The organism is Nocardioides sp. GY 10113, from assembly GCF_004919105.1.
Classification (GTDB): domain Bacteria; phylum Actinomycetota; class Actinomycetes; order Propionibacteriales; family Nocardioidaceae; genus Nocardioides.
Genome location: NZ_STGK01000018.1, coordinates 69,382 through 94,115 on the forward strand (window position 1 = coordinate 69,382; position 24,734 = coordinate 94,115).

The window sequence follows — 24,734 nt, forward strand, 5'->3', positions numbered from 1 at the left end:
ACTACTAGTGCACGACGAGGGGCCAGGCAAGGGGTACGGGGCGGGCACCGAGTGCCGGCGGCGTGCTCGCCGGGGGGCGGCTACTCGGAGCGGCGCGCCAGCGAGCCGGCGTACTGCACCATGGTGCGGTCGTAGTCGGCGATGAGCCGCTCGCACCGGTCGACGAGCCGGTCGAAGGCGCTGCCGTCGGCGTAGACGCCGACGCGGGCGTCGTACGCGCGCTGCTCGCGGGCGAGCGCGCGCCGCAGCGCCTCCTGCGCGGCGGCCGCGGTCGTGGTCCGGGCGAAGACCCGTTCCACCCCGGCGGCGACCACCACCACGAAGCCGAGGGTCGGTGCGACCCACGCGGGGGCGCCGACGGCCTCGCTGAGGGGGACCCCGGCGCCAGCGACGATCACCAGGATCCAGAGCGCCTGGATGCCGACGTTCCGCAGCATCGCCTCCCGCTCCCCGGCGCGGATCCGGGTGCTGATGTCGTCGAGGTACCGCCGCCGGTTCTCGTCGATGCGCTGGGGTGGGCGGTCGGGCGGGGGACCGAGCGGGCTCATGGGCGGCCACGCTAGTGCCCGACCGGGACGTTCGTCCCGGGGGGTGCCGGGCCTGCGGGCGGCGGAGCAGCGTCGAGCCTCACGGCGCGCCTGCCGCCAGGGCAGACGCCGCGTCCTCCCAGGGGTCTCGGATGGCGCTCTGCACGCCTGCGGTCGTCGGGCCGCTCACCGGCTGGAGTCGCAGCGTCCTCGTCGAGGGGGCGATGCCGGGGGCCACGGTCGAGCTCCGGGAGGGAGAGCCTGGGGGGCGCCGTGGTCGCCAGAGCCGTCGTCAGTGGTGGTCGTGATCGGCTGGACGTCGAGCCGGCGGTCACGTTGAGGTCGGGGGAGTCGCTCGTCGCGTGGCAGGAACGGTCGGGTGACGCGAGTGCGTGGACGAGCCCCGACCTCGCCGAGACCGTGTGGCCGACCCCGGACGACTGGTCGCGGGTCCCGCCGCCCTGGATCCGTAGCCGGCTGTTCTCGTGCGGTGCGGCGGTGTGGGTGGCCGGCTGCGTGCCCGGCGCGATGGTCCCGGTGGCCGGTGGCGGCACGACGTTCGGTCGCGGGCTCGCGAACGAGGGTGACGCTCGGCTGCGGCTCGACGTGCCGTTCCCGTACGGCGGCTCGACCGTTGCGGCGACGCCGTCGGCGCCGCCGGGGGGTTCGGCGCCCGCCGGGGCGTCGCAGGCGGGGACGGGCGCGTGGTGCCGCCCCCGGTCGCGGCCGGCGCGGGTCTGCCGCCGGTCGAGCTGGGCGGTGCTGCCCCGCGGGGGTGCGACGCTTCGATGGTGGTCGGCGGGTGGTCGGCGGGGTGGTCGACGGCGCCCGGGTCTCGGTGGACCGGGTGACGGAGGGGCGGACCGAGAGCGCCGTCTTCGACCTGGAGAGCCTGACGTATCTCTTCGGGACGCCGCTCGATCCGGGCGGCGGTGAGCTCACGGTGGCGCAGTCCCTGGACGGCCGCGAGGTGGCGGGCTCCGGGCCCGTCGACGTCCGGTTCGGCCCGGCCGAGGCACGCGAGCGACGAATGGACCCTGATCTCACTCGATGCGTCCGCCCGGCCAAGGCGCCACCCGAAAGGCCCCCAGCCGGATCTGCAAGCGCGGGTTGCAGAAGGACCCCCATCCACCCCGACGCCTCGACAGCACCGCATCGATCCCAGCCATTCTGGTTGTGACGCCGGCGTTCGACGACCGCCCAAGTAGCCGATGCACTCCGCCGCGTTCCGCCCCACTTGGCCGCGCCCCGCTTGCCCTGGATGAGCGCATTCCTTCGGCTCGCCATTGGCAGGTGCAGGCCCGAGGGGTTGGATGGTTCATACGAACCTTGCGGTGGGAGCAGACGTGGCGGCGGCCGAAGGCACCGAAGGCTCACTCAGCGACGAAGAGGACGCACCGTGTCTGATCCTGTGAGCGATGTCATCGGTGACTACCGGGCGTTCGCCGCCAAACAACGGCAGGCACTCCTCGATCGAGGAATCGACATCGGCCCCTACGACCTCAGTCACCTCGCTGTTCGCGTGGCGGAATGGGACGACTACCTACGCGTGCGTACTCTGCTCGAGCGCCATGCGGTCCTCAACAGCGAGAACGTCTGGAACGGTCGACCGATCTCCTTGATCGTGCTCGCCGAGCCCCTTGAGGTTCTCGACGGCAAGACCGTGCCGCTCATCGAGCTGATCCCTCCGGTGCACCAGCGCGTATACAAGATGGGCTTGGAACATCTCGGTGTGGTGATCGGACCAGCCTTCGAGCAGTTCATCGAGGACCACAAGCCGGTGTTGACGGGGCAGCAGTTCCAGGGCCCTCACAGCAACCCAGATCCCGTGTACATCCTGTTCGAGGACTTCACGCACGTGAAGTTCTACCGGCTCTCGCTGCGAGCGTCGGTGGAGTTGGACGCCGGCCCCTTCAAGAACGGTTTCCGTCATGTCGAGGGCTGGGCCCCGCAGCGGCTCGTGACCGCCACCGGGCCCACGCCGCTGCCGCGCTGACGGGACTCATGAGAGATGAAGACCGCGACCGTCGACACCGCCGAGCGAGGCCGCTCGCCCCTAGGAGCGCACATCCGGTTCCTGATGAGCGGGCCGCACGGCAACATGATCCACTCCACCGTGCCGGCAGGGATGGTGGGCCACGCGTGCCACTTCCGAACCATCGACGAATACTGGTTCGTCCTCGCAGGCGAGGGCGAGGTCTGGCGCCGAGCGAAGGATGGCCACGAGAGCGTCACTCAACTGGTCCCCGGCGTCTGCGTCGACATTCCACTCGGCACGGCCTTTCAGTACCGCTGCTCCGGCCCGGCTCCCCTCGTCTTCACCTGCACCGCCATGCCCCCGTGGCCCGGGGACGATGAGGCCGTCCTCGTCCAGGGTCCGTGGGCGCCCCAACTTGGCCCGGGGTCCACGCCTCCGGATCGGGAGTAGCCGGCGCCGTGACATCTCCGGGCAGCCTTCCCAGGCTCGCTGGGGTCGGGAGAACCGGCGGATGCCTGACGGATGCGTCACTTCGCCGCGATCGGGCGCCCCGCCGGAACCACGACACCTACGTCGTCGAGGTCGCCCGGCGCCGAATCGCGGCCGATCTCAGTCCGCACCCATTCCGCGCCGCGCCACCCCGAGGTCAGGCAGCGGCCGCCTCACCGAAGGTCGGCGAGGCTGGTCGTGCCATTGAGCACATCCGTGGCCAGGATGCGATGGGCGAGCTCCGGCTGCTCGAGCACGGGGCTGTGCGCGGAGTCACCGAAGACGTAGAGCCCCTTGACCGGCGCAGCCAGACGCCGGAGGTAGTCCTCGGCCAACGCGGTCACGCAGGTGTAGTCGAACCTGCCTTCGAGGAAGTACGCCGGGACCTCCAGGCTCGGCACCCGCTCGCGGAGGTCGATGTGGATGAACTGCTCCCACAGGCCGAAGCTGCGAGAGAAGGCGCGGCCACGCCACAGGTCGACCTTCTCGCGAACGCTGTAGCCACGGAAGCCGACCGAGCGCAGGAAGATCCCGGTGACCACCGAGCGCATGTGGCGGGTGGTGCCCACTCCGAGGCCGTGCATCGCCTTGTCGCGCAACCGCAGGTACGCCGCGGGCGTTCCAGACGCAGTGACCGGCGCTGCCTCCAAGGCTCGCACCATCCGCCTGTTCCCCCGCGCGCGATAGGCGTCGAGCATGTAGTCGTAGGCGATCTCCTCCGACTCGATCTGGTGCACCACCTGCGCCATGCCGATGTAGGCGCGATAGCGCTCGGGCGAGCGGGCTGCCGCCTGGATCGCGATGAAGCTGCCCCATGAGTGCCCGAGGATGAAGATCCTGTCCTGGTCGAAGCGCTCGCGGAGGTAGTCGGTCACCGCGAGGGTGTCCTCGACGAACTGCTCGATGGTCATCGACTCCGGCGGGATGGCCGGGTCGTAGGAGAGACCGGCGCCGCGCTGGTCCCACCAGGCCACCGTGAAGAGGTCTTCGAGGGCGGGCGGGTACCCGTCCGTGAGCACGTAGTCCGGCATCCCGGGCCCGCCGTGCACCCACAGGAGCACAGGGCGGGCAGGGTCGGCGCCAGTGATGACGATGCCCTGCGCGACACCCTCGATCTGGACCGACACCCTCGTCGCCGCCTTCCGGGGGCGCCCCCATCGCCGCACCCGTGTACGCCGGCCGCTGCTGGACACCCCTCCAGGCTCGCCGGTACCGGCGTTCGACGGCAGGGGCGGAGGACGCGTACCGGTCGGGACCTTCCGCCTCACAGCCAGAGACGTTCGCCGCATCGGGGCGGCGAGACCTGTTGCCAGACCGTTCTGCTCACGACGGGGCCAGCACGTGCGTCGCCCGACTGCTGATCTGCGGGATCACGCCACGGCGACCGCCTGCACCAGTCGTTGTCGTCGCGCCGCCGAGCACGCGTCGACCTGCCGCGAAGGCGCCACCCCCACATCCACCCGCCCCGGTCAGGTCGACGGCCACCGGACCAGCGGGTAGGCCCGGCAGCCCAGGCACAGCCCGGTGGCGGCGTTCAGGGCGGCGAGGCCGCAGGCGAGTGCGGTCAGGGCGTAGCCGGCGACGTCGACGCCCATCGCGAGGAGGACCAGGGCGGGAGCGGTGAGCACGAAGCCGAGCAGCTGGGCGAGCCGCGGCGGCCGCGTGTCCTCGACGGCGGAGGGCGGTCCGAGGAGAGGCCAGATGAAGCGGGCATAGAGCTGGGCCCAGACCGACCACTGGAAGCTGACGAACGCGGTGAACGCGAAGACGGCGACCTGGGTGCCGAGCAGGCCGATGCCCCAGGGACGCGCGGCCTCGACGATCAGCAGTACGACGGCGAGGACCGCGGCGGTGGCGCCGGCGCTGAACCGCAGGAGTCGCGGGTCGACCTGGCCGCGGAGGGGGCAGGTGGTGACTCGGTTGCCGGCCATGAGGCCTCCGTGGAGTGGGCGCCCGCTGTTCGCGCCCACGATAGGCGCTGCCCCGGTTCTCCGATGGGCGCCGCACCCGCCGGGGAGGCGCCGCCCGGGCCCCTTGACGCGCCCGGGGCCACCGCCGAGGGTGGGTCTCCACGCCCACCGTCCTCGGGAGTCGACATGCGCCGCCCACTCACGCTCCTCCTCGTCCTGGTCGTCGCCGGCGCCGGGCTCCTCGTCGGCTCGCCCGCGACGGCGATCACGAACGGCGCCCCCGACGGCGACGGCCATCCCGCGGTCGGCGGGCTGGTGTCGCCGACCCAGTACTCCGACGGGACCTGGGTCTACTGCTCCGGCACGCTCGTGTCGCCGACCGTCTTCCTCACCGCCGCGCACTGCGGCGAGGAGGGCGAGCCGGTCAGGGTGACGTTCGACAGCGACTACGTGGACGGTGACGCGGTCCACGCGGGCACCTTCCACGCGGACCCGCTCTACCCCGGCAACCAGAGCGACGCCCACGACATCGCGGTCGTCGTCCTCGACGCCCCGGTCGCGGGGATCACGCCCGCGCGGCTGCCGGAGGCCGGCGCCCTCTCCCACCTGCCCCACCGGCAGTCGTTCACCTCGGTGGGCTACGGGGCGTACGAGGTGACCAACGAGCCCGGAGGGCACCGCTACCTGTACGACGACCGCCGGATGGTGGCCACCGGCAGGCTGAACGCGGTCAACAAGACCTGGCTGCGGATCTCGATGAACCCCAGCAGGGGCGACGGCGGGACCTGCTACGGCGACTCCGGCGGCCCGAACTTCCTGGGCGCGACCGACGTCGTCGCCGCCATCACGATCACGGGCGACGCCGTGTGCCGGGCCACCAACGTGGACTACCGCCTCGACACCGGGTCGGCTCGGGCCTTCCTGGGCCAGTACGTCGCGCTGCCCTGACGGCCGGTCGGGGAAGGTCGACCCCGCGCGGCGCGCAGCGGGCTGCCGCTAGGCCCGCACGTGCGCGGTCAGCTGCGCCGCCAGCTCGACCGACGCCTCGATCTCCTCGCGTCGGATGGAGACGCTCTCCACGTTGATCCCGAACGGGACCCCGAGCCGGCGGCAGAAGTCGATGAGCTCGACCGCGGTCACCACGGCCTGCTCCAGCGAGGCTCGCAGCGGGTTCGCCGCGTGCCGCAGGTCGTTCTCGATCCACCGGGGCACGTCGACGCCGAGCCAGCGGAGGAACTCGAGGGTCTTCATCGAGCCGCAGACCGAGAACGTGAACACGATCGGCACCGGGGCCAGCCCCCGCGACTCGCACTCGTAGCGGTAGTCGGAGACCAGGTTCTTGGCGGCGTTGAGGTCGTAGACGACCTGGGTGACGAAGAAGCGGCAGCCCGCCTCCTGCTTCGCGATGAGCCGCAGGTGCTCGTTCTCGCGGCGGCTGTGCCGCTCGGGGATCGCCACGCCGCCCAGCAGCAGCTCCGGGCTCACCTGGGCGCGCAGCGCCTGCGCGTCGGCGAGGGAGACGGGTGCGGAGGTGCCGCTCGAGGCGGCGCCGACCATCACCGTCAGCGTGCTGCGGGGATCCTGCTCGGTGAGCCAGGTGCGCAGCTCGTCGGGCTGGTACTTGCCGACGGCGCGATAGACGACGACCGGCGTCCGCCACGCCTGGAGGTGCTCGGCGCGGTACGTCGCCGGGTCGACCGTCGGGCTGAAGGGGAACGGTCGCTCGGTCGGGTTGCGCGAGCTCTCGTCATCGATGTCGTACAGGATCAGGCCGTCGAGATCGAGGTGGTCCAGGCGCTCGATGGTGGCGCGGGCGATCTCGGGCAGCCGGTCGGCGGGCGTCGAGCGACGCGGCGGGGTCACCGCGAAGAGGACGAGGTCGCCCTGACCGGAGCTGAGGCGCGACGTGAGATCCACATCGCGACGGTAGTGGGTCGCCGACGGCCGGCCGTCATCGGCGCGGGCCGCGCAGGTGCCGGCGACCCGGGCGGGGGCGGGCGTCGCCTCAGGCCTGCTCGGCCAGCCGGGCGAAGGTCTCGGCCTCCGTCTCGACCATGCCCTGGGCCTTGCGCCCGATCGCCAGGCGCAGGGCCCAGGCCAACGCTCCCGTCCACTCCAGCGACAGCTCGAGCCGCGAGCCCGCACCGTCGGCGGCCACGGTGTGGGTGGCCGTGCTGCGGACGCCCGGGGTGGTGGACACCCAGGTGAAGGTGCGACCCTCCCGCCATTCCGTGACCTCCCACACGGCCCGGGGCAATCCCGGCTGGCGGACCTCGAACCTCGAGCCGGCACAGGTGGGACCCCCGTGGGACGCGCCGTCCAGCGGCCGCACCGAGTCGACGGTCGGCAGCCGGTCTCCCCAGTGCTCGACGTCGCTCGCCAGCCTCCACAGCAGCTCGGGCTGTGCTGCGGACCGGGCCGTCGCGCGGATCATGGGGCCATCATGCTCGCCCGATCGGGAGCCTGGCCAGGGCCGTGGGGGACGATCGTCAGTCCGGGCCGGTGGTCACCCGGCGCACCACCTCGGCCACCCGCTCGACGGCGGCGCCGGGCTCGGGCCGGTGCGCCAGCGCCAGCGGCGCGGTGACCGGGTCCCCGGCCAGCGGCACGTAGGCGACGCCGTCCAGGCGCAGCGCCCGGACCGACGCCGGCACCAGCCCGACGCCGAGCCCGGCGGCGACGAAGGCGACCAGCGTGCCGGTCTCACCGACCTCGACCAGCTGCGGGTTCAGCCCGGCCTCGCGGAAGGCGGTCAGCACCAGCGGCTGCATCGTGGATCGCGCGGCCGAGCGGTGGCCGGACGGGTGGGTGACCAGTGGCTCGCCGGCCAGGTCGGCCAGCTCCAGCGCCTCGGCGTCGGCGAGCCGGTGCCCGGTGGGCAGCACGGCCAGCAGCGGCTCGGTGCGCAGGTGTCGTACGACGAGGTCGGCCGGCGCCGGTCCGCCGGGGCGCAGCACGGCCAGGTCGAGCTCGCCGGCTCGGAGCGCGTCGAGCAGCGCCGGTCCGAGCAGCTCGCCGCGCACGTCGAGGTCGAGGTCGGGCAGGTCGTCGCGCACCCGCCGGGCGACCCGGGGGAGCACGTCGTACGTCGCGGTGCCGACGAAGCCCAGCCGGACCCGGCCGGCGCGGCCCTGCGCCATCAGCTCGAGGTCGGCGGCGGTGCGGTCGACGGCGCCGACGATCTCGGCGGCGCGCGTCTGGAGGAGGCGGCCGGCCTCGGTGAGCCGGACGCTGCGCGTCGAGCGCTCCACGAGCTCGGCGCCGACCTCGCGCTCCAACCGCTTGAGCTGTTGGGAGAGCGCCGGTTGGGCGATGTGCAGCCGCTCGGCCGCACGGCCGAAGTGCTGCTCCTCGGCCAGCGCCAGGAACGAGCGCAGCAGGCGGACCTCCATGCCGCACATTCTATGCACTGCACTTATGAATCTGGGCAGAAGTGATATTGGACGTGATGAGTGGCGCTGCCTAGCGTGGGACGCGTGACCGCGAGCTACCTCTTCGCCAGCGCCCGCACCCCCTTCGGCCGGTTCGGCGGCGCCCTGGCCGGCGTCCGCCCCGACGACCTGGCCGCCACGGCGCTGCGCGGCGTGCTCGACCGCGCCCCGGACCTCGACCCCGCGGAGACCGGCGTCGGCGGTCGCATCGACGACGTGGTCTGGGGCTGCGCCAACCAGGCGGGCGAGGACAACCGCAACGTCGGTCGGATGGCGGTGCTGCTCGCGGGCCTGCCGACCTCGGTCCCGGCCACGACCGTGAACCGGCTCTGCGGCTCCTCCCTGGACGCCGCGATCATCGCCTCCCGCGCCGTCGAGACCGGCGACGCCGAGATCGTCGTGGCCGGCGGCGTGGAGTCGATGACCCGCGCCCCCTGGGTGCTGCCGAAGCCCGACCGGGCGTTCCCGGCCGGCAACGCCACCGCCGTCTCCACCACGCTCGGCTGGCGCCTGGTCAACGCGCGGATGCCGAAGGAGTGGACCGCCTCCCTCGGGGAGTGCAACGAGCAGCTCGCCGAGCGGTTCGCGATCTCCCGCGAGCGCCAGGACGCCTTCGCCGCCCGCTCCCACGCGCTCGCCGCCCGGGCCTGGGCCGACGGCTTCTACGACGACCTGGTGGTGCCGGTGGACGGGGTCGACCCGGCGGCGCTGGCTCGCGACGAGAGCATCCGCGACGGCTCCACCCCCGAGAGGCTCGCCGGTCTCACGCCCTCCTTCCGTACGCCGGAGGCCGGCGGCACGATCACCGCCGGCAACGCCAGCCCGCTCAACGACGGCGCCGCCGCCCTGCTGATCGGCTCGGAGGCTGTGGCCGGCCGGATCGGCCGCGCGCCGCTGGCCAGGATCGCCGGCCGCGGGGCGCACGCCCTGGATCCGCAGGAGTTCGGCTTCGCCCCGGTCGAGGCCGCGAACGCGGCGCTCGCCCGCGCCGGCATCGGCTGGGACGACGTGGCCGCCGTCGAGCTCAACGAGGCGTTCGCGGTGCAGTCCCTGGCCTGCGTCGACGCCTGGAAGGTCGACCCCGAGATCGTCAACGCCAAGGGCGGCGCCATCGCCATCGGGCACCCGCTCGGGGCCTCCGGCGCCCGGATCCTCGGCACCCTGGCCGCCCGGCTGGTCCAGTCCGGAGGGCGGTGGGGCGTCGCGGCGATCTGCATCGGCGTGGGGCAGGCGCTGGCCGTCGTACTGGAGAACGTGAGCCCGGGGGTCCGGTCGTGACCGCCCGGATCCTCGACTCCTACGACGAGGCGGTCGCCGACACCCCCGACGGTGCCACCGTGCTGGTCGGCGGCTTCGGCATGGCGGGGATGCCGGTGGAGCTGGTCGACGCACTGATCCGGCAGGGCGCGAGCGGCCTGACCGTGGTCTCCAACAACGCCGGCAACGGGGACACCGGCCTGGCCGCGCTGCTCGCCGCCGGACGGGTCCGCAAGGTGCTCTGCTCCTTCCCGCGGCAGTCCGACTCGTGGGTCTTCGACGGCCTCTACCGCGCCGGTGAGATCGAGCTGGAGGTGGTGCCGCAGGGCAACCTGGCGGAGCGGATGCGCGCCGCGGGCGCCGGCATCGGTGCCTTCTTCTCGCCGACGGGTGTGGGCACCCCACTGGCCGAGGGCAGGGAGACCCGGGTGATCGATGGGCGCACCTACCTCCTGGAGTACCCGATCAGGGGCGACCTCGCGCTGGTCAAGGCCCACGTCGCCGACCGGATGGGCAACCTCGTGTATCGCAAGACCGCGCGCAACTTCGGCCCGGTGATGGCGACCGCGGCGGCCACCACCGTGGTCCAGGTCGACCGGGTGGTGCCGATCGGGGGCCTCGACCCGGAGGCCGTGGTCACCCCCGGCATCTACGTCGACCGGATCGTCCCCGCCGTCCACGCCGGCCAGAGCACGCAGGAGGCCTCTGCATGAGCACCAGTGCCACCAGTGAGAGCGACGCGACCGTCACCCGGCCGCGCACCCAGCACGAGATCGCCGACGCGATCGCACGCGACATCGCCGCCGCCCACCCCGACGGCGCCTACGTCAACCTCGGCATCGGTCAGCCGACCCTGGTCGCCGACCACCTGGCGGCCGGCTCGGGCGTGGTGCTGCACACCGAGAACGGGATGCTCAACATGGGCCCGGCGGCCCACGGCGACGAGGTCGACCCCGACCTGACCAACGCCGGCAAGGTGCCGGTCACCGAGCTGCCCGGGGCGTCGTACTTCCACCACGCCGACTCCTTCGCGATGATGCGCGGCGGCCACCTCGACGTCTGCGTGCTCGGCGCCTTCCAGGTGTCCCAGGGCGGCGACCTGGCCAACTGGCACACCGGGGCGCCCGACGCGATCCCGGCGGTGGGCGGCGCGATGGACCTCGCCATCGGTGCGAAGCGGGTCTGGGTGATGATGACGCTGCTGGACAAGGCGGGCCGCCCCAAGCTGGTGCCGGCGTGCACCTACCCGCTGACCGGCGTCGGCTGCATCGACCGCGTCTACACCGACCTCGGCACCTTCGAGATCACCCCGGCCGGCGTGCGGGTGGTGGAGGCGGTCGGCCGGACCGCCGACGAGCTCGCCGAGCTGCTCGCCCCGGTGACCCTGCTGACCGACTGACCCGGTCCCGACGGCCGACCGACCCGGTCCCTGATCCGAGCCGGCCGTCCACCAGACCGGGGAAATCCCGTGTGGCCTGCGGGGACGCGGTTGATTTTCGCCCCCGGTGGCCACAGGATCCGGGGAGCGGAGTCGCCGCGCCGGGCAGGACCGCACATGGGGGAGACATGCAGGACCACCCGCACCGCTGGAGTTGCGCGAGGTGTGGCGCTCGCCGCGAGCCGTCCCACGCCTTCTGCGCGACCTGCGGTCAGCCGGCACCGCCGGACGTGTCGGAGGAGGAGGCCGCGGTGCTGGCCGTGACGCCGGCGCCGGGCCCGCAGGGCGTCCTGCCGCCGCCCGTGGTCGCTCCCGCGTCGCGCATGGCCGGGCGGGCCGCCGTCCCCGCCTCGCCGGAGCCGTTCCCGACGTCGTCGCCGGTGCCGTTCGACACGTGGTCCGAGCAGCCCGCCGGGCGCGGTGGCGCCGGTGGCTGGGTGGTGGGCGTGGTCTCCGTGCTGCTCGTCGTCGCGTGCGGCGGGGTGGGTCTCTACCTCTGGCAGGACGCCGGGAACGGCGTGGCCGCGGCCCCGGGGACGGCGTCGGTGGCGGCGCCCGACGGGGCCGACGCCGCGGCCGACCCGGAGGCGGACGCGGGGGCGCAGGCGGATGCCGAGGGAGATGCGGGGGGAGAGGCGTCGGCGGGGGCCGTGCCCCCGCCCAGCCCGACGCCGACGTCCGCCACGACGGAGGCCACGACGGAGGTCACGTCGGTCCTCTGTTGGGACGGCTCGACGGCGGCGCGGCGGTCGGGCTGCCCCGGGCTGACCGGCCTCGCCGCGATCCAGTGGGTCTTCCCGAGCCCCGATCTCGGCGGTGGCGACTGCGCGACGACGGCATCGTCCGGGGCCTCGGTGGTGCTGGAGGTCGGCTGCCGGGTCACCGCGCCCTCGGGGCCGGTGACGCTGACCTTCCAGGAGTGGGCCAGCGTGGCCGAGGCCGCCGCCCACTTCGAGGCCAGGTTCGGCAGCCCCGCTGAGTCGGTCGTCGGTCCGGACGGCAGCCCCGTCTTCTTCCAGTGGACCACCGACACGGCGGCCGTCCGGCTGTTCGTCGTCGCGCCGTTCTCGGTGATCGCCGAGTCGCCCGGCGACGCCAGCTCCGCGTTGAGCGACCGGGTCACGGTGAACTACCGCCCCGCGGGCCTGCTGCAGCGCACCTGGGGCGGCTGACCGTCCCGCGGCGCCGCCGACTAGCCCAGCACCTCGTCGAGGAAGGCGACCGCGGCCTCCGCGGCCGCGCCCGCGCTGGCATCGAAGACGTGACCCTCGCCGGGGTAGAGGACGAGACGCGCGTCGACGCCGTGCTCACGCAGCGCGGTCACGGTCTGCTCGCTCCACTCCGCTGGGCAGACGGCGTCGGCGGTCCCGTGGTCGACCAGGACCGGGGCACGGACCCGGTCGAACAGCGAGCGCGGGGAGAGGGACTCGTAGATCTCCGCCGCCGACTGCGACTCGCTGCGCCGGGCGACGAACCGCGCGAACGGGCGGCTGCGGTCGATGTGGAGGATGCGCAGGTTGTCCTCGAACAACGAGGAGGCCGGCGACATCAGGACCGCGCCGTCGACCAGGTCGGGGTGGGTGGCGAGGACGTTCAACGAGATCATGCCGCCCATCGACCGCCCCACCAGCGCGACCCGGTCCGGGTCGACCACGTCGAGCGCCGTGACCGCGCGCACCGCGTTGACCACGTCGAGCGCGTGGGCCAGCCCCAGGTTCCGCTCCAGCAGGGAGATCGCCGTCGAGTCGCCGTACCCGGCCAGGTCGGGATGGATCACGACGTAGCCGCGGCTGGCGAAGATCCTCTCCTCGCGGGTCATGCCCTGGCCCACCCGGTACGTCGCCGGCGGGTGGTAGCCGTGCACGGAGACGATGGCGGGGAACGGTCCGACCCCGGTCGGCAGGGTCAGCGTGCCGCTCGCGCTGCGCCCGTCGCTGCCGTACTCCATCCGGTAGCGCCGGTACGAGGGCGTCGCCTCGATCATCCTCACGCCGCGCAGCGCCGAGGGCGCCCCGCTGGCGCGCGCGAGGTCGGCCAGGGTGGCCATGGCCGGCTCCGCCGCCGGCGGTGCGGACCGGGCAGCGCCCGGCGCCGGTGCGGACCGGGCGGTCGACTGGGCGGTCGACTGGGCGGTCGACTGGGTCGTCGACTGGGCCGGCGGAGTGATGCCCGCGCAGCCGGCCATCACGGTGGCGACGGCTCCCACGAGCGCGGCGGTCCACCGTGCCGGCTCCCGCCGGCGGCTCCGGGCGGAGGCGGTCCGCGGTGGGAGCATGCCGGGATGCTAGCGGTCGCCGCGGTGGCGGGGGCCCGGTCGGAGCGGCCGCGGCCGCGGCCGATCAGCCGCCCGCGGCGAGTCCGAACGGCGCCAGCAGCGACGTCGCCCGTCGTGCCTTGCGCAGCGGCGCGAAGCCGGCGACCTCGGCGTAGGCGCGGGAGAGCGAGTAGTGGGTGAGGCGGGCGTCCACCTCGACGCCCTTCAGCCGCGGGTGCGCGACCACGGTCAGGACCCGGTTGTCACCGGCTCCCTGGGTCTCGTCCTCGTCCGCGGTGATCACGATCGCCAGCCGGCCCGACGCCCAGTCCCGTCCCGCCATGACCTCGCCCACCTGCTCGCTCAGCCACGTGTCGGCCTGCGCGAGGGGGCAGTTGTGGGCGTCGTTGCAGAGGTTGGGGATGACCATGCCGACCGCGGGCAGCTGCCCGCTCTTGACGTCGCCGGCCAGCGCGGCGAGCGGCACGTCGTGGGTCAGGCAGGTCTCCTGCTCGTCGGCGAAGTAGGCCCACGGGTTGTGCTTGACGGCGTACTCGCCGGAGTCCGCGGTGTAGCAGGCGCTCGGCATGTCCTCGGCATAGACCGTGGCGGTGGCGCCGGTCGCGATCGCGCGCCCGAACACGCTGGCCCCGGACAGCGGGTGCTCGGTGGGCGGCGCGTCGTCGGTGATGCCGAACGTCGAGCCGCCGGCGATCGCCAGGTAGTTGGGGAGCGAGGGATGGGTCAGTGCCCGGTAGCGGGTGGTCGACCCGTAGCTCTGGGCGAGGCCGTCGAGCCAGGGCATCTGGTCCCTCATCTGCTCCATCGAGTGGTTCTCGACCACGAACACCAGGAGCTTGTCGACCCTCCCCACCACCGGCGTCGCGGAGGCGGTCGGTGTGGAGCTCTCGTCCGAGCTCGGCGTCGCCACCTCCGAGGGGTCGATCTGGTAGGCGCACCCGGACGCCAGGAGGGCGAGGACGCAGAGCAGCGCGGAGACCAGCGCGGGGACCCGGGTGGTGGCCGGGGTGCGGCGCGGGACATGGAACATCGGTAGCCGGCCTCCCATGCAGGCTCGTGGCGTGGTGGGCATCTCGTCGGGCTCGACGATGCCGGACCCACCATGCAACCAACCTGACCGCGGGCCGGCAACCCCGCGATTGGGGACCTGGCCTGCGCCGTTGTGGTCCGGCTCCGGGGTCAGGCCTCCTTGACCACCGCGTACCAGACCCGGTCGGCGACCCGCGTGATCCGCTCGCCCACCTCGAGCGTACGGCGGTAGAGCTCGCCGCGGGCCGCGACCTCGCGCAGGTCGCCCAGCGCGAGCAGGCCGCGCATCGCCTCCCGGTACGCCTCCTCCATCCGCCGCTCGCACGCCACGGCCGCGTCCGCCTCACGGGTGGGCAGGTCGCCGGGGTCGGTCAGGTGCGTCAGCGCGGCGTGCAGGTGCCGGACCCCGGCCTCGATGTCGGCCGCCATCCGGGCCATCGGGGCGTCGGGTGCCACCGCGTACGCCTCCGCGTCGCGGACCACGTTCTTGAGGCCGTTGAGCACCACGTCGAGACGCTCGGCGAGGGTGAACAGGTCCTCCTGGTCGATGGGCGTGCTGAACGCCTGGCGCAGCTCGTCGCTGAGCCGCCGGCGCAGCGCGTCGGCGCGGTGCTCGCAGGCGCGGACCGCGGCTCCCTGGGCCGCCTCGCCGTCGGCCCAGGCCGCGAACGCCGCCGCGCCCTCCACGGTCGTGTCCGCCTGTTCCCGGAGCGTGCCGAGCACGTCCGGGTTCTCCGGCAGGAACCAGTGCTTCCTCATGCGACCACCCTCTCCACCGCTTTCTCCAGCAGGATCGCGCCGACCGCCATCCCTGCGCACGCCGGCAGCGTCACCAGCCAGGCCAGCCCGATCTCGCGGACCACCGGCCAGCGCACGTGACGCCATCGCCGCTCGGCGCCGGCGCCGGCCACCGAGGAGGCCACCACGTGGGTGGTGCTGACCGGGGCGCCGAGCGCCGCGGCCCCACCGATCACCACGGAGCTGGCGCCCTGGGTGACCAGGCCCTCCAACGGCCGGATCCGGTAGATGCCGCGGCCCACGGTGCGCACGATGCGCCAGCCGCCGAGCGCCGTACCGACCGTCAGCGCCGTGGCGCAGACGAGCTTGACCCACATCGGCACCGCGAACGACGGGATCGCGCCGGTCGCGACCAGGGCCAGCGTGATCACGCCCATCGTCTTCTGGGCGTCGTTGGTGCCGTGGGCGAAGGCCAGCGCCGCGGAGGTGACCCACTCGCCGCGGAGCAGGTGGCGGGTCAGGCCGCGCCGCGCCCGGCGCGTGGCGCGGGTCGCCGCCAGCTCGCCCAGCCACCCGGCACCGGCCCCGACGAGGGGGGAGATGGCGAGGACCGCGAGCACCGCGGCGACGCCGGTGGGCCGCCACCCGTCGAAGCCGCCCCAGTCGATCGCGCCGAGGCCGCCCTCGGCGACGCCGGCGCCGACCAGTCCGCCGACCAGCGCGTGCGAGGAGGACGACGGCAGGCCCCGCCACCAGGTGAGCAGGTTCCACGCGACGGCCGCCAGCAGGGAGGCGAGCAGGATCCGCATCGTGTCGTCCGGCGCGTAGGTGACCAGGCCGCCGACGGTGTCCGCGACCGCTGTGCCGGCCAGGATCGGGCCGAGGATCGTGAAGACCGCCGCCACCAGCACCGCGGTGAGCGGGCGCATCGCCCGGGTGGCCACCGGCGCCGCGATCGAGTTCGAGGAGTCGTGGAAGCCGTTGGTCAGGTCGAACCCGACGGCCAGGATGACGACGGCGACCACGCCGATCTCGACACCGCCCACGAGTGAAGTCTCGCCGCCGTCACGTGGATCTCCGCCCCGAATGCGCGGATTTCGGGGCGGAAATCCATGTGACGTGGCGCGCGGCGGTCAGCCTGCGTGTCCCTGATCGGGGTGCCGCCGAGGAGCGGGCCGGCCCGCGCCCGATCCGTGTCCGCCGTGGGCGAACGGTGGAATCGTGGCCCGCGGGCGGCGGTTGGGGCGATCGTGGACGCCGAGCCGGGACAGCACCCCGAGGAGCCGTTGGACGCCTACTCCGCGGTGGTCACCGGGGTGGCGGCGGCGCTGACCCCGCGGGTCGCCGCGCTCCGGTTGCGCGGACCGCGTGGGGAGTCGGCCGGCTCGGCCGTCGTGCTCACCGGCGAGGGGCACCTGATCACCAACGCGCACGTGGTCGGCGAGGCCGGCACCGGGGACGCGCTCGTGGGAGAGGCGGAGTTCGGGGACGGCACCTGGGCCCGGTTCTCGGTGGTCGGACGCGATCCGCTCTCCGACCTCGCGGTGGTGCGGGCCGACCGCGAGGTCCCGGCCCCGCCGGAGTACGGCGACGCCGACACGCTCCGGGTCGGCTCGCTCGTGGTGGCCGTCGGCAACCCGATGGGGCTGTCCGGATCGGTCACGGCCGGCGTGGTCAGCGCGCTCGGGCGCGCCATGCCCGCGCGGACCCGGCGCGGCAGCCGGCTGATCGAGGACGTGATCCAGACCGACGCCGCGCTCAACCCCGGCAACTCGGGCGGGGCGCTGGCCGACGCCCGGGGCCGGGTGGTCGGGATCAACACCGCCGTCGCCGGGGTGGGCCTCGGCCTGGCGGTGCCGGTCAACGCCACCACCCACCGGATCATCGGCGCGCTGCTGCGCGACGGCCGGGTGCGCCGCGGCTACCTCGGTCTGGTCACCGCGCCCGCGCCGCTGCCGCCCGGGTGGGCCGAGCGCACGGGACATCGCACCGCCCTGCGGGTCGCCGAGGTGGTCGACGCCAGCCCCGCCGCCGGCAGCGGGCTGCGCGGCGGCGACCTGCTGATCGCGGTGGACGGCGTGCCGCTGCGCGACGCGCAGTCGTTGCAGAAGCGGCTCTTCGCCGAGTCCATCGGCACGCGGATGGAGATCACCGTGCTGCGCAACGGTGCCCTGGTCGACGTGGTCGCCGAGCCCGCCGAGCTGCGCGACTGAGCCGCGCCGGGCCGCGCACGGTCCCCGGTTTCGGTGAGTGCGCCGGCGCCGGTCCCGGGCTAGCGTCGGGCCATGTCGTACCCGGACCCGACGTACTTCGGTGGTGGGGAGGTCAGCGCCCGCTTCCGACCCGCGGACGCGCCGCCCGACCTGCGCCGCGCTGGAGGCTCCGCGAGCTACCTGGCCACCGGCGCCTCCACCAGTGGTCGGTTCGGCCTGTTCCGCTGGGACATGGCGGCCGAGGCCGGCGGCGCCGAGCCGCACTTCCACCGGACGATGAGCGAGTCGTTCTTCGTGGTCTCCGGGGCGGTCCGCCTCTACGACGGCGCGAGCTGGCTGGAGGGCGGCCCCGGGGACTTCCTGTTCGTCCCGGAGGGCGGGGTGCACGGCTTCCGCAACGAGTCCGGCGCGCCGGCGACGATGCTGATCCTGTTCGCGCCGGGCGCGCCCCGCGAGGAGTACTTCGAGGGGCTGGTCGAGCTCGCCGAGGGGCGCTGGACGCCCAGCCACGACGAGCTGGCGGCCTTCTTCGAGCGGCACGACAACATCTACCTGTGAGACCTACCGGCGAGATCCGCCCGGTGAGCCGCCGGCGCGGCCGGCTCCCGCAACGGGCCCCGGCCCCGGCGCTCACTCCCGCAGCTTGTTGCGCAGTCGGTGGTCGCCCAGGAACGCCCACACCGCGTGGGCGGAGAGAGCGAAGCCCCAGAACAGGATGATCCAGTAGGCCCAGTCCAGGCCGGCCACGGAGCCGTCCTGCTTCCCGCCGCGGATGTCGACGACGGCCAGCAGCGCGGTCACGAACGCGAAGACGGTCAGGTGGTAGAAGAAGTCGCGGACCGCCTTGAGGTGTGCGCGGCCGTCGTCCGGGTCCCCGTCCGTGGGTGTCATCGCCCCACCCCCTCCGGTCCACGGTAGCCCAGCCGGCGCGGAGCCGACGTACCCGATTCTGTCCTGTCGCGGGACGCTGCGTCGGCGTAGATTCGACGGTTGCCCTCCACCCCCCGATCCCGAGAGGTGGGCACCCCCTAGGAGGAGGAGCACAGCATGTTCATACAAGTGATTCAAGGAAAGTGCACGCGCCAGGAGGAGCTCCACGAGCACCTCGACACCTGGCGCACCGAGCTCAGCGCCGGGGCGGACGGCTGGCTCGGAGGCACCTACGGGTTCGCCGACGACGACATGTTCGTGGGTGTCGTCAGATTCGAGTCCAGGGAGGCCGCGATGGCCAACTCGGGCCGGCCGGAGCAGGGCGCCTGGGCGGAGCGGATGATGGCGCTGTTCGACGGTCCGGTCGAGTTCCACGACTGCGACGACGTCACCCTGCTCTTCGACGGCGGCTCCGACAGCGCCGGTTTCGTGCAGGTGATCCGCGGCAAGGTCGACGACGTGGACCGGCTCAAGGCCATGATGGCCGACACCGACACCCTGCACGAGATGCGCCCCGAGATCATCGGCGGCACCCTGGCCATCGAGGCGGACGGCACCTTCACCGAGACCGTGGCGTTCACCAGCGAGGACGCGGCGCGGGCCGGTGAGCAGGCGGAGCCCCCGGCCGAGGTGCGCTCCGACCTCGACTACGCGATGGCGGGGGCGCAGTTCTTCGACCTGCACCGGCCCTGGTTCGAGTCGCGCTGAGCAGGACGGAGCCGAGCAGGACCAAGCCGAGCAGGACGGAGAGCAGCCGACGCACGGCGGAGAGGAGATCGGAGGCCCCGGCCGGACACGGCGGGGGCCTCGCGCGTCGCGCGGCTCAGCCCTTCGGTCCGAAGGCCCCGGTGTCGATCCAGTCGCTCTTGATCAGGCTCCACCAGTCGACCGCGAGGTGCTTCTCGACGTACTGGTAGGGCAGCCAGCCGTAGCCGTCCTCGCCCCACGAGGTGCCCCACGAGTTGCGGATCAGGAAGGCGCCGGTGGTGGTGCTGCCGTCGGTGCCGGTGATCTTGCGCCCGTCGTCGTACCCCGCGGCGACCACCGCGTGGCCACCGACCTGGCGCTCCTTCGGCGCCGGGTAGGGGATCTCGCCCGGCTTCCTGCCCCGGGTGTAGGAGGAGTAGACGGAGAATCCGAACATCGAGGGCAGGCCGGCGACGAGGTTGGTCCTGATCCGGGTCAGCAACGCCTTGCGCGTGGTGCCGCCCGGGTCGAGGCGGTAGTACTGGACCGCCTTGTAGCCCTGCGCGAACGCGTAGGCGAACGCGGTGGGCTCCTGGTCGAACCTCTTGATCCGGTACGGCATGTACTCCTCCGGCGGCGCGCCGAAGGTGGCCAGCGCCTGCATCGTGGTGCGCAGGAAGGCGCCGGTGTCGCCGGTCTCGCCCATCAGGTTGCGGGTCACCTTGTAGAGGAAGAGCCGGGAGGCGTCGACGTGCTTGCCGAACGCCCGTCGCTCGAAGTACTCCAGCATGCCCACGCCCGCGTTGGCGGTGCACGAGCCGAGCTGTCCCTGGTCCTCGACCGGGGAGAAGCCGTCACGCAGGTCCACCGACGCGGGCGGCGCCGGGGCGTCGGCGCCGGCCCCGGCGGCCGCCAGCAGCGCCGGTACGTCGTCGGGGGCCTCGTCGCGCTTCCCCTCGCCCGGGTGGAAGTCCCGGGCGTCGGGGAGGTCGGGCAGCCAGCCCAGACCGTGACCGTGGGCCGTGCAGGTGACGTTCATGCTCACCACCACCAAGGGGTCGGGGCCGGGATTCGACCGTTCCTCAGCGTAAGCCCGCCAGGCCCCGGAAGGGGAGTGCGAACGGGGTGCCGCTCAGGACGCCTCCCGGGGCGGCTGCGGCTGCTGGTGGCCGGCCTCGCCACCGATGCGCCCGCCGTAGGGCCGGCCGTGATCGGCGTACTCCTCGCGGTAGTAGACGAGCCGGTGGTCGCCGACCTCGAGCCGTGCCCCGGTGCGCAGGAGCGTCCGCGCCACCCGGGCCCCGTGCACCCGGGTGACGCCGGCGACGGCGGTGACGACGTACTCGTCGCGGTCGTCGTGCTCGATCACGGCGTGCACCGGCTCGAGGCCGGGGAGTCGGATGTCGGCCTCGGGGCCGGAGCCGAGGACGACGCGCTCGGTCAGCCAGAAGATCGGCTGCCGGTCGCCCGGCCAGACCATCTCCTTGGAGACCAGCAGGCGCGGGGAGCCGCCGCGGGCGGGGTCGTGCGTGGTGGTGATCCGGCGCCGGGGCCGCCGTTGGAAGGTCGGCGCCAGCGGCCACAGGGTGGTCGGGGGGAGGAGCGTCGTGTCCGGGAGCACGGGTCCGGTGCCGCGGGCGCGGGAGCGGGCCGAGGTGAGCGCGCCGCGGATGCTGCCGATCCGGATCCGCCGCGACCCGGTGACCCGGCGCTGCCACCACGGCGCGGAGACCGCGCCCAGGGAGACCAGGTGCCGGCCGTCGTTGACCACCCGGATCACCAGGCCCTGGGCGGCCAGACCCTCGGCGAGCGCACGCACCGCGGGTGCGTCCCGCCCGCCCGCGAACGCGCCGGGGTCGTCGACCTCCAGGTCGAGCCGGTTGCCCCGACCGGAGAGTCGCGCATGCACCGTCGCCCCGCCCTCGACGTCGAGGTCGAGGGCGAGGTCGGCCGAGACCGCGAGAGCCATGACGGGTCAGCCGGCGTTCGGCGGCACCGGTTCGCCGGCGTCGCTGGTGGTCACGGTCAGGGTGCCGTTGAGCTTCCAGGTGGCTCGCGGTGCGTTGGAGCCGGTGTCCCGGGGGACCTCGATCGACATGTCGGAGAACCGGTAGTGGATCGCCGCCTCCCGGCCGGTCAGGAAGGACCACATCCGCTGTCCGAGGTCGGTCCAGTCGACCACCTCGCCGGCGCTGCCATCGACTGATTGGGTGCTGAGTGCCATCACTGCCTCCTTGGGAGAATTTGCCTATTCCTAAACAGGATGTCGAGGAATATGCTGCCTAGCATGAACATGGTGTCGAGGATTCCGCAAGAGGTCGAGGCAAATCTGCTCACGATCGGCGCGCTCGCCGAGCGCACCGGGGTCAGCCAGGCCACGCTCCGTGCGTGGGAGCAGCGGCACGGGTTCCCCCGGCCGCGCCGGCTCGAGGGGGGCCACCGGCGCTACCTGGAGTCCGACGTCGCGGCGGTCGACCGCGTCGTACGGCGCCGTGACGCGGGGGTGCGGCTCGACGTGGCGATCGCCGACGCGCTCGCCGAGGAGACGCGCGAGGTGCCGTCGGTCTACGCCGAGCTGCGGCGCCAGCACCCGCACCTCCCGGTGCAGCGACTGCACAAGCGCACGCTGCTCGCGCTCTCCTGGGCGATCGAAGACGAGTTCTGCGCCAAGGCCGAGCGCGCCCTGCTGTTCGGCGCGTTCCAGAAGGAACGCCACTACGCCCCCGCCCGGGCCCGCTGGGAGGAGCTGGCACTCGTGTCCCGGGCGGCGTTCGCGTTCGCGGAGTTCCCCGACCTGGGGGAGCCGAGGGTGATCGGCTCGGGGGCGCGTCCCGGTCCGGTGCTGGTGCCGCTCCCGCCGGAGGAGGCGCTGGCGCGGGAGTGGGCGGTGATCTGCGATGCGGTCGACCTGCCGGTCGCGCTGACCGCCTGGGAGATCCCCGGGCAGCGCGACGTGCCGGACCGCGAACGTCTCTTCGAGTCGATCCTGACCGTCGATCCGGTCGCCGTGCGGGACGCGGCACGGACCTGCGCCGGTGTGGCGCAGCGGGCCGGCGCGGCCGCGGCGGCGCCGGTGCTCTACGAGCTCGCGGACCAGCCGCCGGGGGGCGTCGCCGACCTGGTCTCGGTCGGCGCCATGCTCGGTCGGGTGCTCAGCTACGTCGACCGCTACGGAGGTGCGTGACGCCCGGGGGGCGCCGCTCTGGTTGGCTGTGCCCATGAAGACCTGGCTGGCCACCACCCGTGACGCGGTCCAGGCCCGGCTCTGGCCGGTCCCGACGGTTGCCGTGGTCGCGGCGGTGCTGCTCGGGTTGTGGCTGCCCGAGGTCGACGCGGCCCTCGACCCCCACCTCGGCGGGCCGTTCGAGGGCTGGCTCTTCGGCGGGGACGGTGAGGCCGCGCTCTCCCTGCTGGGTGTGATCGCGTCGTCCCTGGTGTCGGTGACCGCGCTGACCTTCTCGCTGACCGTGGTGGCGCTCCAGCTGGCCAGCAGCCAGTTCTCCCCGCGGCTGCTGCGCACCTTCGTCCGCGACCAGTTCGTGCAGGCGACGCTGGCGATCTTCCTGGGCACCTTCACCTACGCGCTGACCGTGATGCGTGCGGTCCGGATCGGCAACGGCGATCCGGCGACCGTGCCGCAGCTGTCGGTCTCGGTCGCCTTCGTGCTGGCGCTGACCAGCGTGCTGGCCCTGGTGCTGTTCCTGGCCCACCTCGTCCGCGAGCTGCGCGTGGAGACGATGCTGGCCGAGGTGCACCGGGACGCCTCGGCCACCCTGCGCGCCGTGCTGCCCGAGCGCGACCCGGACGCCGCCCCGCTGCCGCCGTTCGCCGCCCCGCTCGGCGAGGTCCGTCCGCTGCTCGTGCGCGACGGCGGCTTCCTGACCCGGGTCGACCGCGGTGGCCTGCTGAAGGTGGCGGTCGAGGAGGACGCCCAGGTCGCCCTCGACGTGCACCCGGGCAGCTTCCTGGTGGTCGGCACGCCGCTGGGGCGCGTCTGGCCGGCGCGCGGCGGCACCTTCGACGACGAGGACGCGGCGCGGATCGCCGACCGGGTCGCCGGCTGCCTGCACACGGGGCCGGAGCGCACCGCCGCCCAGGACGTCGCCTACGGCCTGCGCCAGCTCGCCGACGTCGCGAACAAGGCGCTCTCCCCGGGCATCAACGACCCGACGACCGCCGTCCACGCCCTCGGCCACGTCTCGGCGCTGCTGTGCGAGCTGACCGACCGCGAGCTAGGCCCCGCCGTGCTCCGCGACGACCAGGACCGTGCGCGGGTCGCCCTGCTCCAGCCGGACCTGGCCGGCTACGTCGAGCTCGGCATCGAGCAGCCCCGCCGCTACGGCGCCTCCGACCCGCAGCTCCTGGAGGCGATCGGACAGGTGCTGCTCTCGCTCAGCCACCGTGCCGCCCCGGAGGACCGCCCGGTGGTGCACGACCAGCTCCGGCGGCTGCGCGCCACCGCCGCGGCCCAGGACTTCGATCCCGAGGAGCGGCACCGCCTCGACGAGCTGACCCGGGTGGTCGAGCAGAACCTCACGGAGCCGGCGTGAGCCGGTCCAAGGTGGCGTAGGCCGGTTCGATCGCCTCCAGCAGTCGTCCGTAGAGCGCCTGCCGCGCCGGGTCGTCGGCCTCGGCGGGGCGCGAGCGGGTGGCGTTGACCCGGGTGCTCGCGAACCAGTCCTTGAGCCCGGGGTGGGTGCGCCAGGCGCCCTCGGTGGCCAGGCCGTTGAGCAGCATCCGGATGTAGCCGTAGGGGGTGTCGTCGACGAAGTTCGGCGGGCAGAGCGCGTTGCGCTCCTCGTCGGTGAGGTCGAGTGCCTCCAGGCGCGCGATCGCCCCGCTGCTCAGCGGCATGCTGAGCCGGGTCAGGTACTGCACGGTGATCCGGCCGTCGCTGAAGACCGGCACGGGCGGTCCGTCGGGCAGCCCCGGCGCCGCACAGTGCACGTGCACCTGGTCCGGGGGCGTCGGCACCTCGCCGCGCTCCAGCACGATCCGGTCCGGCTCGATCCGCAGCACCCGGCCCAGCCGGACCACGTCGTCGATCCGGCGCAGCTGGTCGACCTCGTAGGTGCTGATCGTCGGGCCGCGGAAGATCGTCGGCTGCACGTCGGGGTCGATCCGCAGGATCACCTCGCGCCGTTCCAGCTCGGCGAGCACCTCGTCCATCGTGTCGTGGGCGGCCAGCGCCTCCAGGAAGCCGACCGTGCCCTCCACGGTCAGGTCCGAGAGCGTCCCGGACTGCATGTAGTGGCGGTTGTTCAGCCACGCGTCGCGGGTGCGGATCCAGGTGATCGACGCGGGCGGGCAGCCCTGCTCCAGCAGCCACACCCCGGTGTCGAAGGCGGTCTTGCCGGTGCCGACGATCGTCACGCCGCCGACCGGCCCGTCGCCGGTGGCGTCGCCGCCGAAGCCGAGACGGGTCAGCTCGGTCGGCGTCACCACCCGTACGCCGTCGGCGACCTCGAACGGGGGCGCGTAGGTCTGCGGCACCCGCGAGGCGGTCCAGGTCGCGTCCACCAACCGTCGTCGCACCACCACCTCGGTCTCCTCGCCCCCGAAGACGGACCGGATCCGGTGCACCCCGCCCTGCTCGCCGGCCGGGCCGTCGACGTACTCGGTCTTCGGCAGGAACCGGACCTGCCCCGAGGGCAGGAACCGGTCGCTCATCCGCTCCGCGAAGTAGGCCTGGATCTCCACGCCGCTGACGCGGGTGTAGTGGCCGGCCTCGGGGCCGTCGGTCGCGATCCGGTCCTCGCCGAGCACGGCCGAGCCGACGCCGTACCAGCCCGACGGCTGGTGCAGCCGGACGAACGGGTAGGAGTCGATCCA

General features: G+C 73.6%; 27 protein-coding genes. 12 read left to right on the top strand and 15 right to left on the bottom strand.

All coding sequences use genetic code 11. The annotated features are described in order from the left end of the window. Nucleotides 1-80 precede the first annotated feature (80 nt). Entirely contained in the window at nucleotides 81-548 is a 468-nt protein-coding gene (locus E8D34_RS18140) for a hypothetical protein (protein ID WP_136596076.1), read from the bottom strand. 1,378 nt (nucleotides 549-1,926) lie between these two features. Here E8D34_RS18140 and E8D34_RS18145 point away from each other — a divergent pair. Both E8D34_RS18145 and E8D34_RS18150 read left to right on the top strand, forming a co-directional pair. Beyond that, nucleotides 1,927-2,523, top strand: a complete 597-nt coding sequence (locus E8D34_RS18145; RefSeq protein WP_168929517.1) for a VOC family protein — start codon at nucleotides 1,927-1,929, stop codon at nucleotides 2,521-2,523. 15 nt (nucleotides 2,524-2,538) lie between these two features. Further along, complete coding sequence (locus E8D34_RS18150; RefSeq protein WP_136596078.1) at nucleotides 2,539-2,955, top strand: cupin; 417 nt, start codon at nucleotides 2,539-2,541, stop codon at nucleotides 2,953-2,955. A 212-nt stretch (nucleotides 2,956-3,167) separates the two neighbouring features. Here the strand turns inward: E8D34_RS18150 and E8D34_RS18155 are convergent, their stop codons facing one another. Both E8D34_RS18155 and E8D34_RS20895 read right to left on the bottom strand, forming a co-directional pair. Next, nucleotides 3,168-4,121, bottom strand: coding sequence for an alpha/beta hydrolase (locus E8D34_RS18155; protein WP_168929518.1), 954 nt, complete (start codon nucleotides 4,119-4,121; stop codon nucleotides 3,168-3,170). Between the two features lie 342 nt (nucleotides 4,122-4,463). Beyond that, a complete protein-coding gene (locus tag E8D34_RS20895; RefSeq protein WP_168929519.1) occupies nucleotides 4,464-4,925 on the bottom strand; it encodes a DUF4395 domain-containing protein in 462 nt (153 codons plus the stop codon). Nucleotides 4,926-5,090: 165 nt separating this feature from the next. Between E8D34_RS20895 and E8D34_RS18165 the strand changes: the two genes are divergently transcribed. Then, nucleotides 5,091-5,852, top strand: a complete 762-nt coding sequence (locus tag E8D34_RS18165) for a trypsin-like serine protease (protein ID WP_136596081.1) — start codon at nucleotides 5,091-5,093, stop codon at nucleotides 5,850-5,852. Between the two features lie 48 nt (nucleotides 5,853-5,900). Here the strand turns inward: E8D34_RS18165 and E8D34_RS18170 are convergent, their stop codons facing one another. From E8D34_RS18170 to E8D34_RS18180, 3 genes are all read right to left on the bottom strand, one after another. Continuing rightward, nucleotides 5,901-6,821, bottom strand: coding sequence for a methylenetetrahydrofolate reductase (locus tag E8D34_RS18170; protein ID WP_136596082.1), 921 nt, complete (start codon nucleotides 6,819-6,821; stop codon nucleotides 5,901-5,903). A gap of 88 nt (nucleotides 6,822-6,909) precedes the next feature. Beyond that, entirely contained in the window at nucleotides 6,910-7,338 is a 429-nt protein-coding gene (locus E8D34_RS18175; RefSeq protein ID WP_136596083.1) for an SRPBCC family protein, read from the bottom strand. A 55-nt stretch (nucleotides 7,339-7,393) separates the two neighbouring features. Then, complete coding sequence (locus E8D34_RS18180; protein WP_136596084.1) at nucleotides 7,394-8,296, bottom strand: LysR substrate-binding domain-containing protein; 903 nt, start codon at nucleotides 8,294-8,296, stop codon at nucleotides 7,394-7,396. A gap of 84 nt (nucleotides 8,297-8,380) precedes the next feature. Here E8D34_RS18180 and E8D34_RS18185 point away from each other — a divergent pair, with 84 nt between their 5' ends. The 4 genes from E8D34_RS18185 (at nucleotide 8,381) to E8D34_RS18200 (ending at nucleotide 12,202) form a co-directional block, all read left to right on the top strand. Continuing rightward, on the top strand, nucleotides 8,381-9,613 hold the full coding sequence (locus tag E8D34_RS18185; protein ID WP_136596085.1) for a thiolase family protein: 1,233 nt from the start codon (nucleotides 8,381-8,383) through the stop codon (nucleotides 9,611-9,613). Next, a complete protein-coding gene (locus E8D34_RS18190) occupies nucleotides 9,610-10,305 on the top strand; it encodes a 3-oxoacid CoA-transferase subunit A (protein WP_136596086.1) in 696 nt (231 codons plus the stop codon). The genes E8D34_RS18185 and E8D34_RS18190 overlap by 4 nt, the downstream gene beginning before the upstream one ends. Then, the gene (locus tag E8D34_RS18195) at nucleotides 10,302-10,991 is read left to right on the top strand and encodes a 3-oxoacid CoA-transferase subunit B (RefSeq protein ID WP_136596087.1); all 690 of its coding nucleotides are present in this window, start codon (nucleotides 10,302-10,304) and stop codon (nucleotides 10,989-10,991) included. Before E8D34_RS18190 ends, E8D34_RS18195 begins: the two co-directional genes overlap by 4 nt. A 290-nt stretch (nucleotides 10,992-11,281) precedes the next feature. Continuing rightward, nucleotides 11,282-12,202 carry a hypothetical protein gene (locus E8D34_RS18200; protein ID WP_136596088.1) on the top strand — a complete coding sequence of 307 codons (921 nt, stop codon included), beginning with the start codon at nucleotides 11,282-11,284 and terminating at the stop codon, nucleotides 12,200-12,202. A gap of 20 nt (nucleotides 12,203-12,222) precedes the next feature. Here the strand turns inward: E8D34_RS18200 and E8D34_RS18205 are convergent, their stop codons facing one another. The 4 genes from E8D34_RS18205 to E8D34_RS18220 all read right to left on the bottom strand — a co-directional run bounded on the left by E8D34_RS18205 (nucleotide 12,223) and on the right by E8D34_RS18220 (nucleotide 16,118). Further along, nucleotides 12,223-13,305: an alpha/beta fold hydrolase gene (locus E8D34_RS18205; protein WP_136596089.1), complete on the bottom strand. Its 1,083-nt coding sequence runs from the start codon at nucleotides 13,303-13,305 to the stop codon at nucleotides 12,223-12,225. A gap of 64 nt (nucleotides 13,306-13,369) precedes the next feature. After that, complete coding sequence (locus tag E8D34_RS18210) at nucleotides 13,370-14,335, bottom strand: alkaline phosphatase family protein (protein WP_136596090.1); 966 nt, start codon at nucleotides 14,333-14,335, stop codon at nucleotides 13,370-13,372. 149 nt (nucleotides 14,336-14,484) lie between these two features. After that, entirely contained in the window at nucleotides 14,485-15,093 is a 609-nt protein-coding gene (locus tag E8D34_RS18215; RefSeq protein ID WP_136596091.1) for a DUF47 family protein, read from the bottom strand. Then, the gene (locus E8D34_RS18220) at nucleotides 15,090-16,118 is read right to left on the bottom strand and encodes an inorganic phosphate transporter (RefSeq protein WP_136596092.1); all 1,029 of its coding nucleotides are present in this window, start codon (nucleotides 16,116-16,118) and stop codon (nucleotides 15,090-15,092) included. The genes E8D34_RS18215 and E8D34_RS18220 overlap by 4 nt, the downstream gene beginning before the upstream one ends. A gap of 204 nt (nucleotides 16,119-16,322) precedes the next feature. Between E8D34_RS18220 and E8D34_RS18225 the strand changes: the two genes are divergently transcribed. Both E8D34_RS18225 and E8D34_RS18230 read left to right on the top strand, forming a co-directional pair. Beyond that, the gene (locus E8D34_RS18225) at nucleotides 16,323-17,285 is read left to right on the top strand and encodes a trypsin-like peptidase domain-containing protein (RefSeq protein ID WP_206056791.1); all 963 of its coding nucleotides are present in this window, start codon (nucleotides 16,323-16,325) and stop codon (nucleotides 17,283-17,285) included. A gap of 72 nt (nucleotides 17,286-17,357) precedes the next feature. Further along, nucleotides 17,358-17,843 (top strand): cupin domain-containing protein, encoded by a 486-nt coding sequence (locus E8D34_RS18230; protein WP_136596093.1) that lies wholly within the window; start codon nucleotides 17,358-17,360, stop codon nucleotides 17,841-17,843. Between the two features lie 72 nt (nucleotides 17,844-17,915). On the opposite strand, the gene E8D34_RS18235 is transcribed toward E8D34_RS18230, so the two are convergent. Then, complete coding sequence (locus tag E8D34_RS18235; protein ID WP_136596094.1) at nucleotides 17,916-18,176, bottom strand: 2TM domain-containing protein; 261 nt, start codon at nucleotides 18,174-18,176, stop codon at nucleotides 17,916-17,918. 168 nt (nucleotides 18,177-18,344) lie between these two features. Between E8D34_RS18235 and E8D34_RS18240 the strand changes: the two genes are divergently transcribed. After that, the gene (locus tag E8D34_RS18240) at nucleotides 18,345-18,923 is read left to right on the top strand and encodes a hypothetical protein (RefSeq protein ID WP_240771445.1); all 579 of its coding nucleotides are present in this window, start codon (nucleotides 18,345-18,347) and stop codon (nucleotides 18,921-18,923) included. A 115-nt stretch (nucleotides 18,924-19,038) separates the two neighbouring features. Here the strand turns inward: E8D34_RS18240 and E8D34_RS18245 are convergent, their stop codons facing one another. From E8D34_RS18245 to E8D34_RS18255, 3 genes are all read right to left on the bottom strand, one after another. Next, a complete protein-coding gene (locus E8D34_RS18245) occupies nucleotides 19,039-19,941 on the bottom strand; it encodes a C1 family peptidase (RefSeq protein ID WP_136596096.1) in 903 nt (300 codons plus the stop codon). Between the two features lie 93 nt (nucleotides 19,942-20,034). After that, entirely contained in the window at nucleotides 20,035-20,871 is an 837-nt protein-coding gene (locus tag E8D34_RS18250) for an FHA domain-containing protein (protein ID WP_136596097.1), read from the bottom strand. A 6-nt stretch (nucleotides 20,872-20,877) separates the two neighbouring features. Continuing rightward, a complete protein-coding gene (locus E8D34_RS18255; RefSeq protein ID WP_136596098.1) occupies nucleotides 20,878-21,126 on the bottom strand; it encodes a hypothetical protein in 249 nt (82 codons plus the stop codon). A gap of 63 nt (nucleotides 21,127-21,189) precedes the next feature. On the opposite strand from E8D34_RS18255, the gene E8D34_RS20900 reads away from it, so the two are divergent. Together E8D34_RS20900 and E8D34_RS18265 are read left to right on the top strand one after the other, a co-directional pair. After that, nucleotides 21,190-22,086 (top strand): DICT sensory domain-containing protein, encoded by an 897-nt coding sequence (locus E8D34_RS20900; protein ID WP_168929520.1) that lies wholly within the window; start codon nucleotides 21,190-21,192, stop codon nucleotides 22,084-22,086. Nucleotides 22,087-22,120: 34 nt separating this feature from the next. Continuing rightward, nucleotides 22,121-23,452: a DUF2254 domain-containing protein gene (locus tag E8D34_RS18265; RefSeq protein WP_136596099.1), complete on the top strand. Its 1,332-nt coding sequence runs from the start codon at nucleotides 22,121-22,123 to the stop codon at nucleotides 23,450-23,452. Here E8D34_RS18265 and E8D34_RS20905 read toward each other — a convergent pair. Then, nucleotides 23,436-24,734, bottom strand: a 1,299-nt coding sequence (locus E8D34_RS20905; RefSeq protein ID WP_168929521.1) for a hypothetical protein, incomplete at its 5' end; no start/stop codon positions are given. The genes E8D34_RS18265 and E8D34_RS20905 overlap by 17 nt on opposite strands.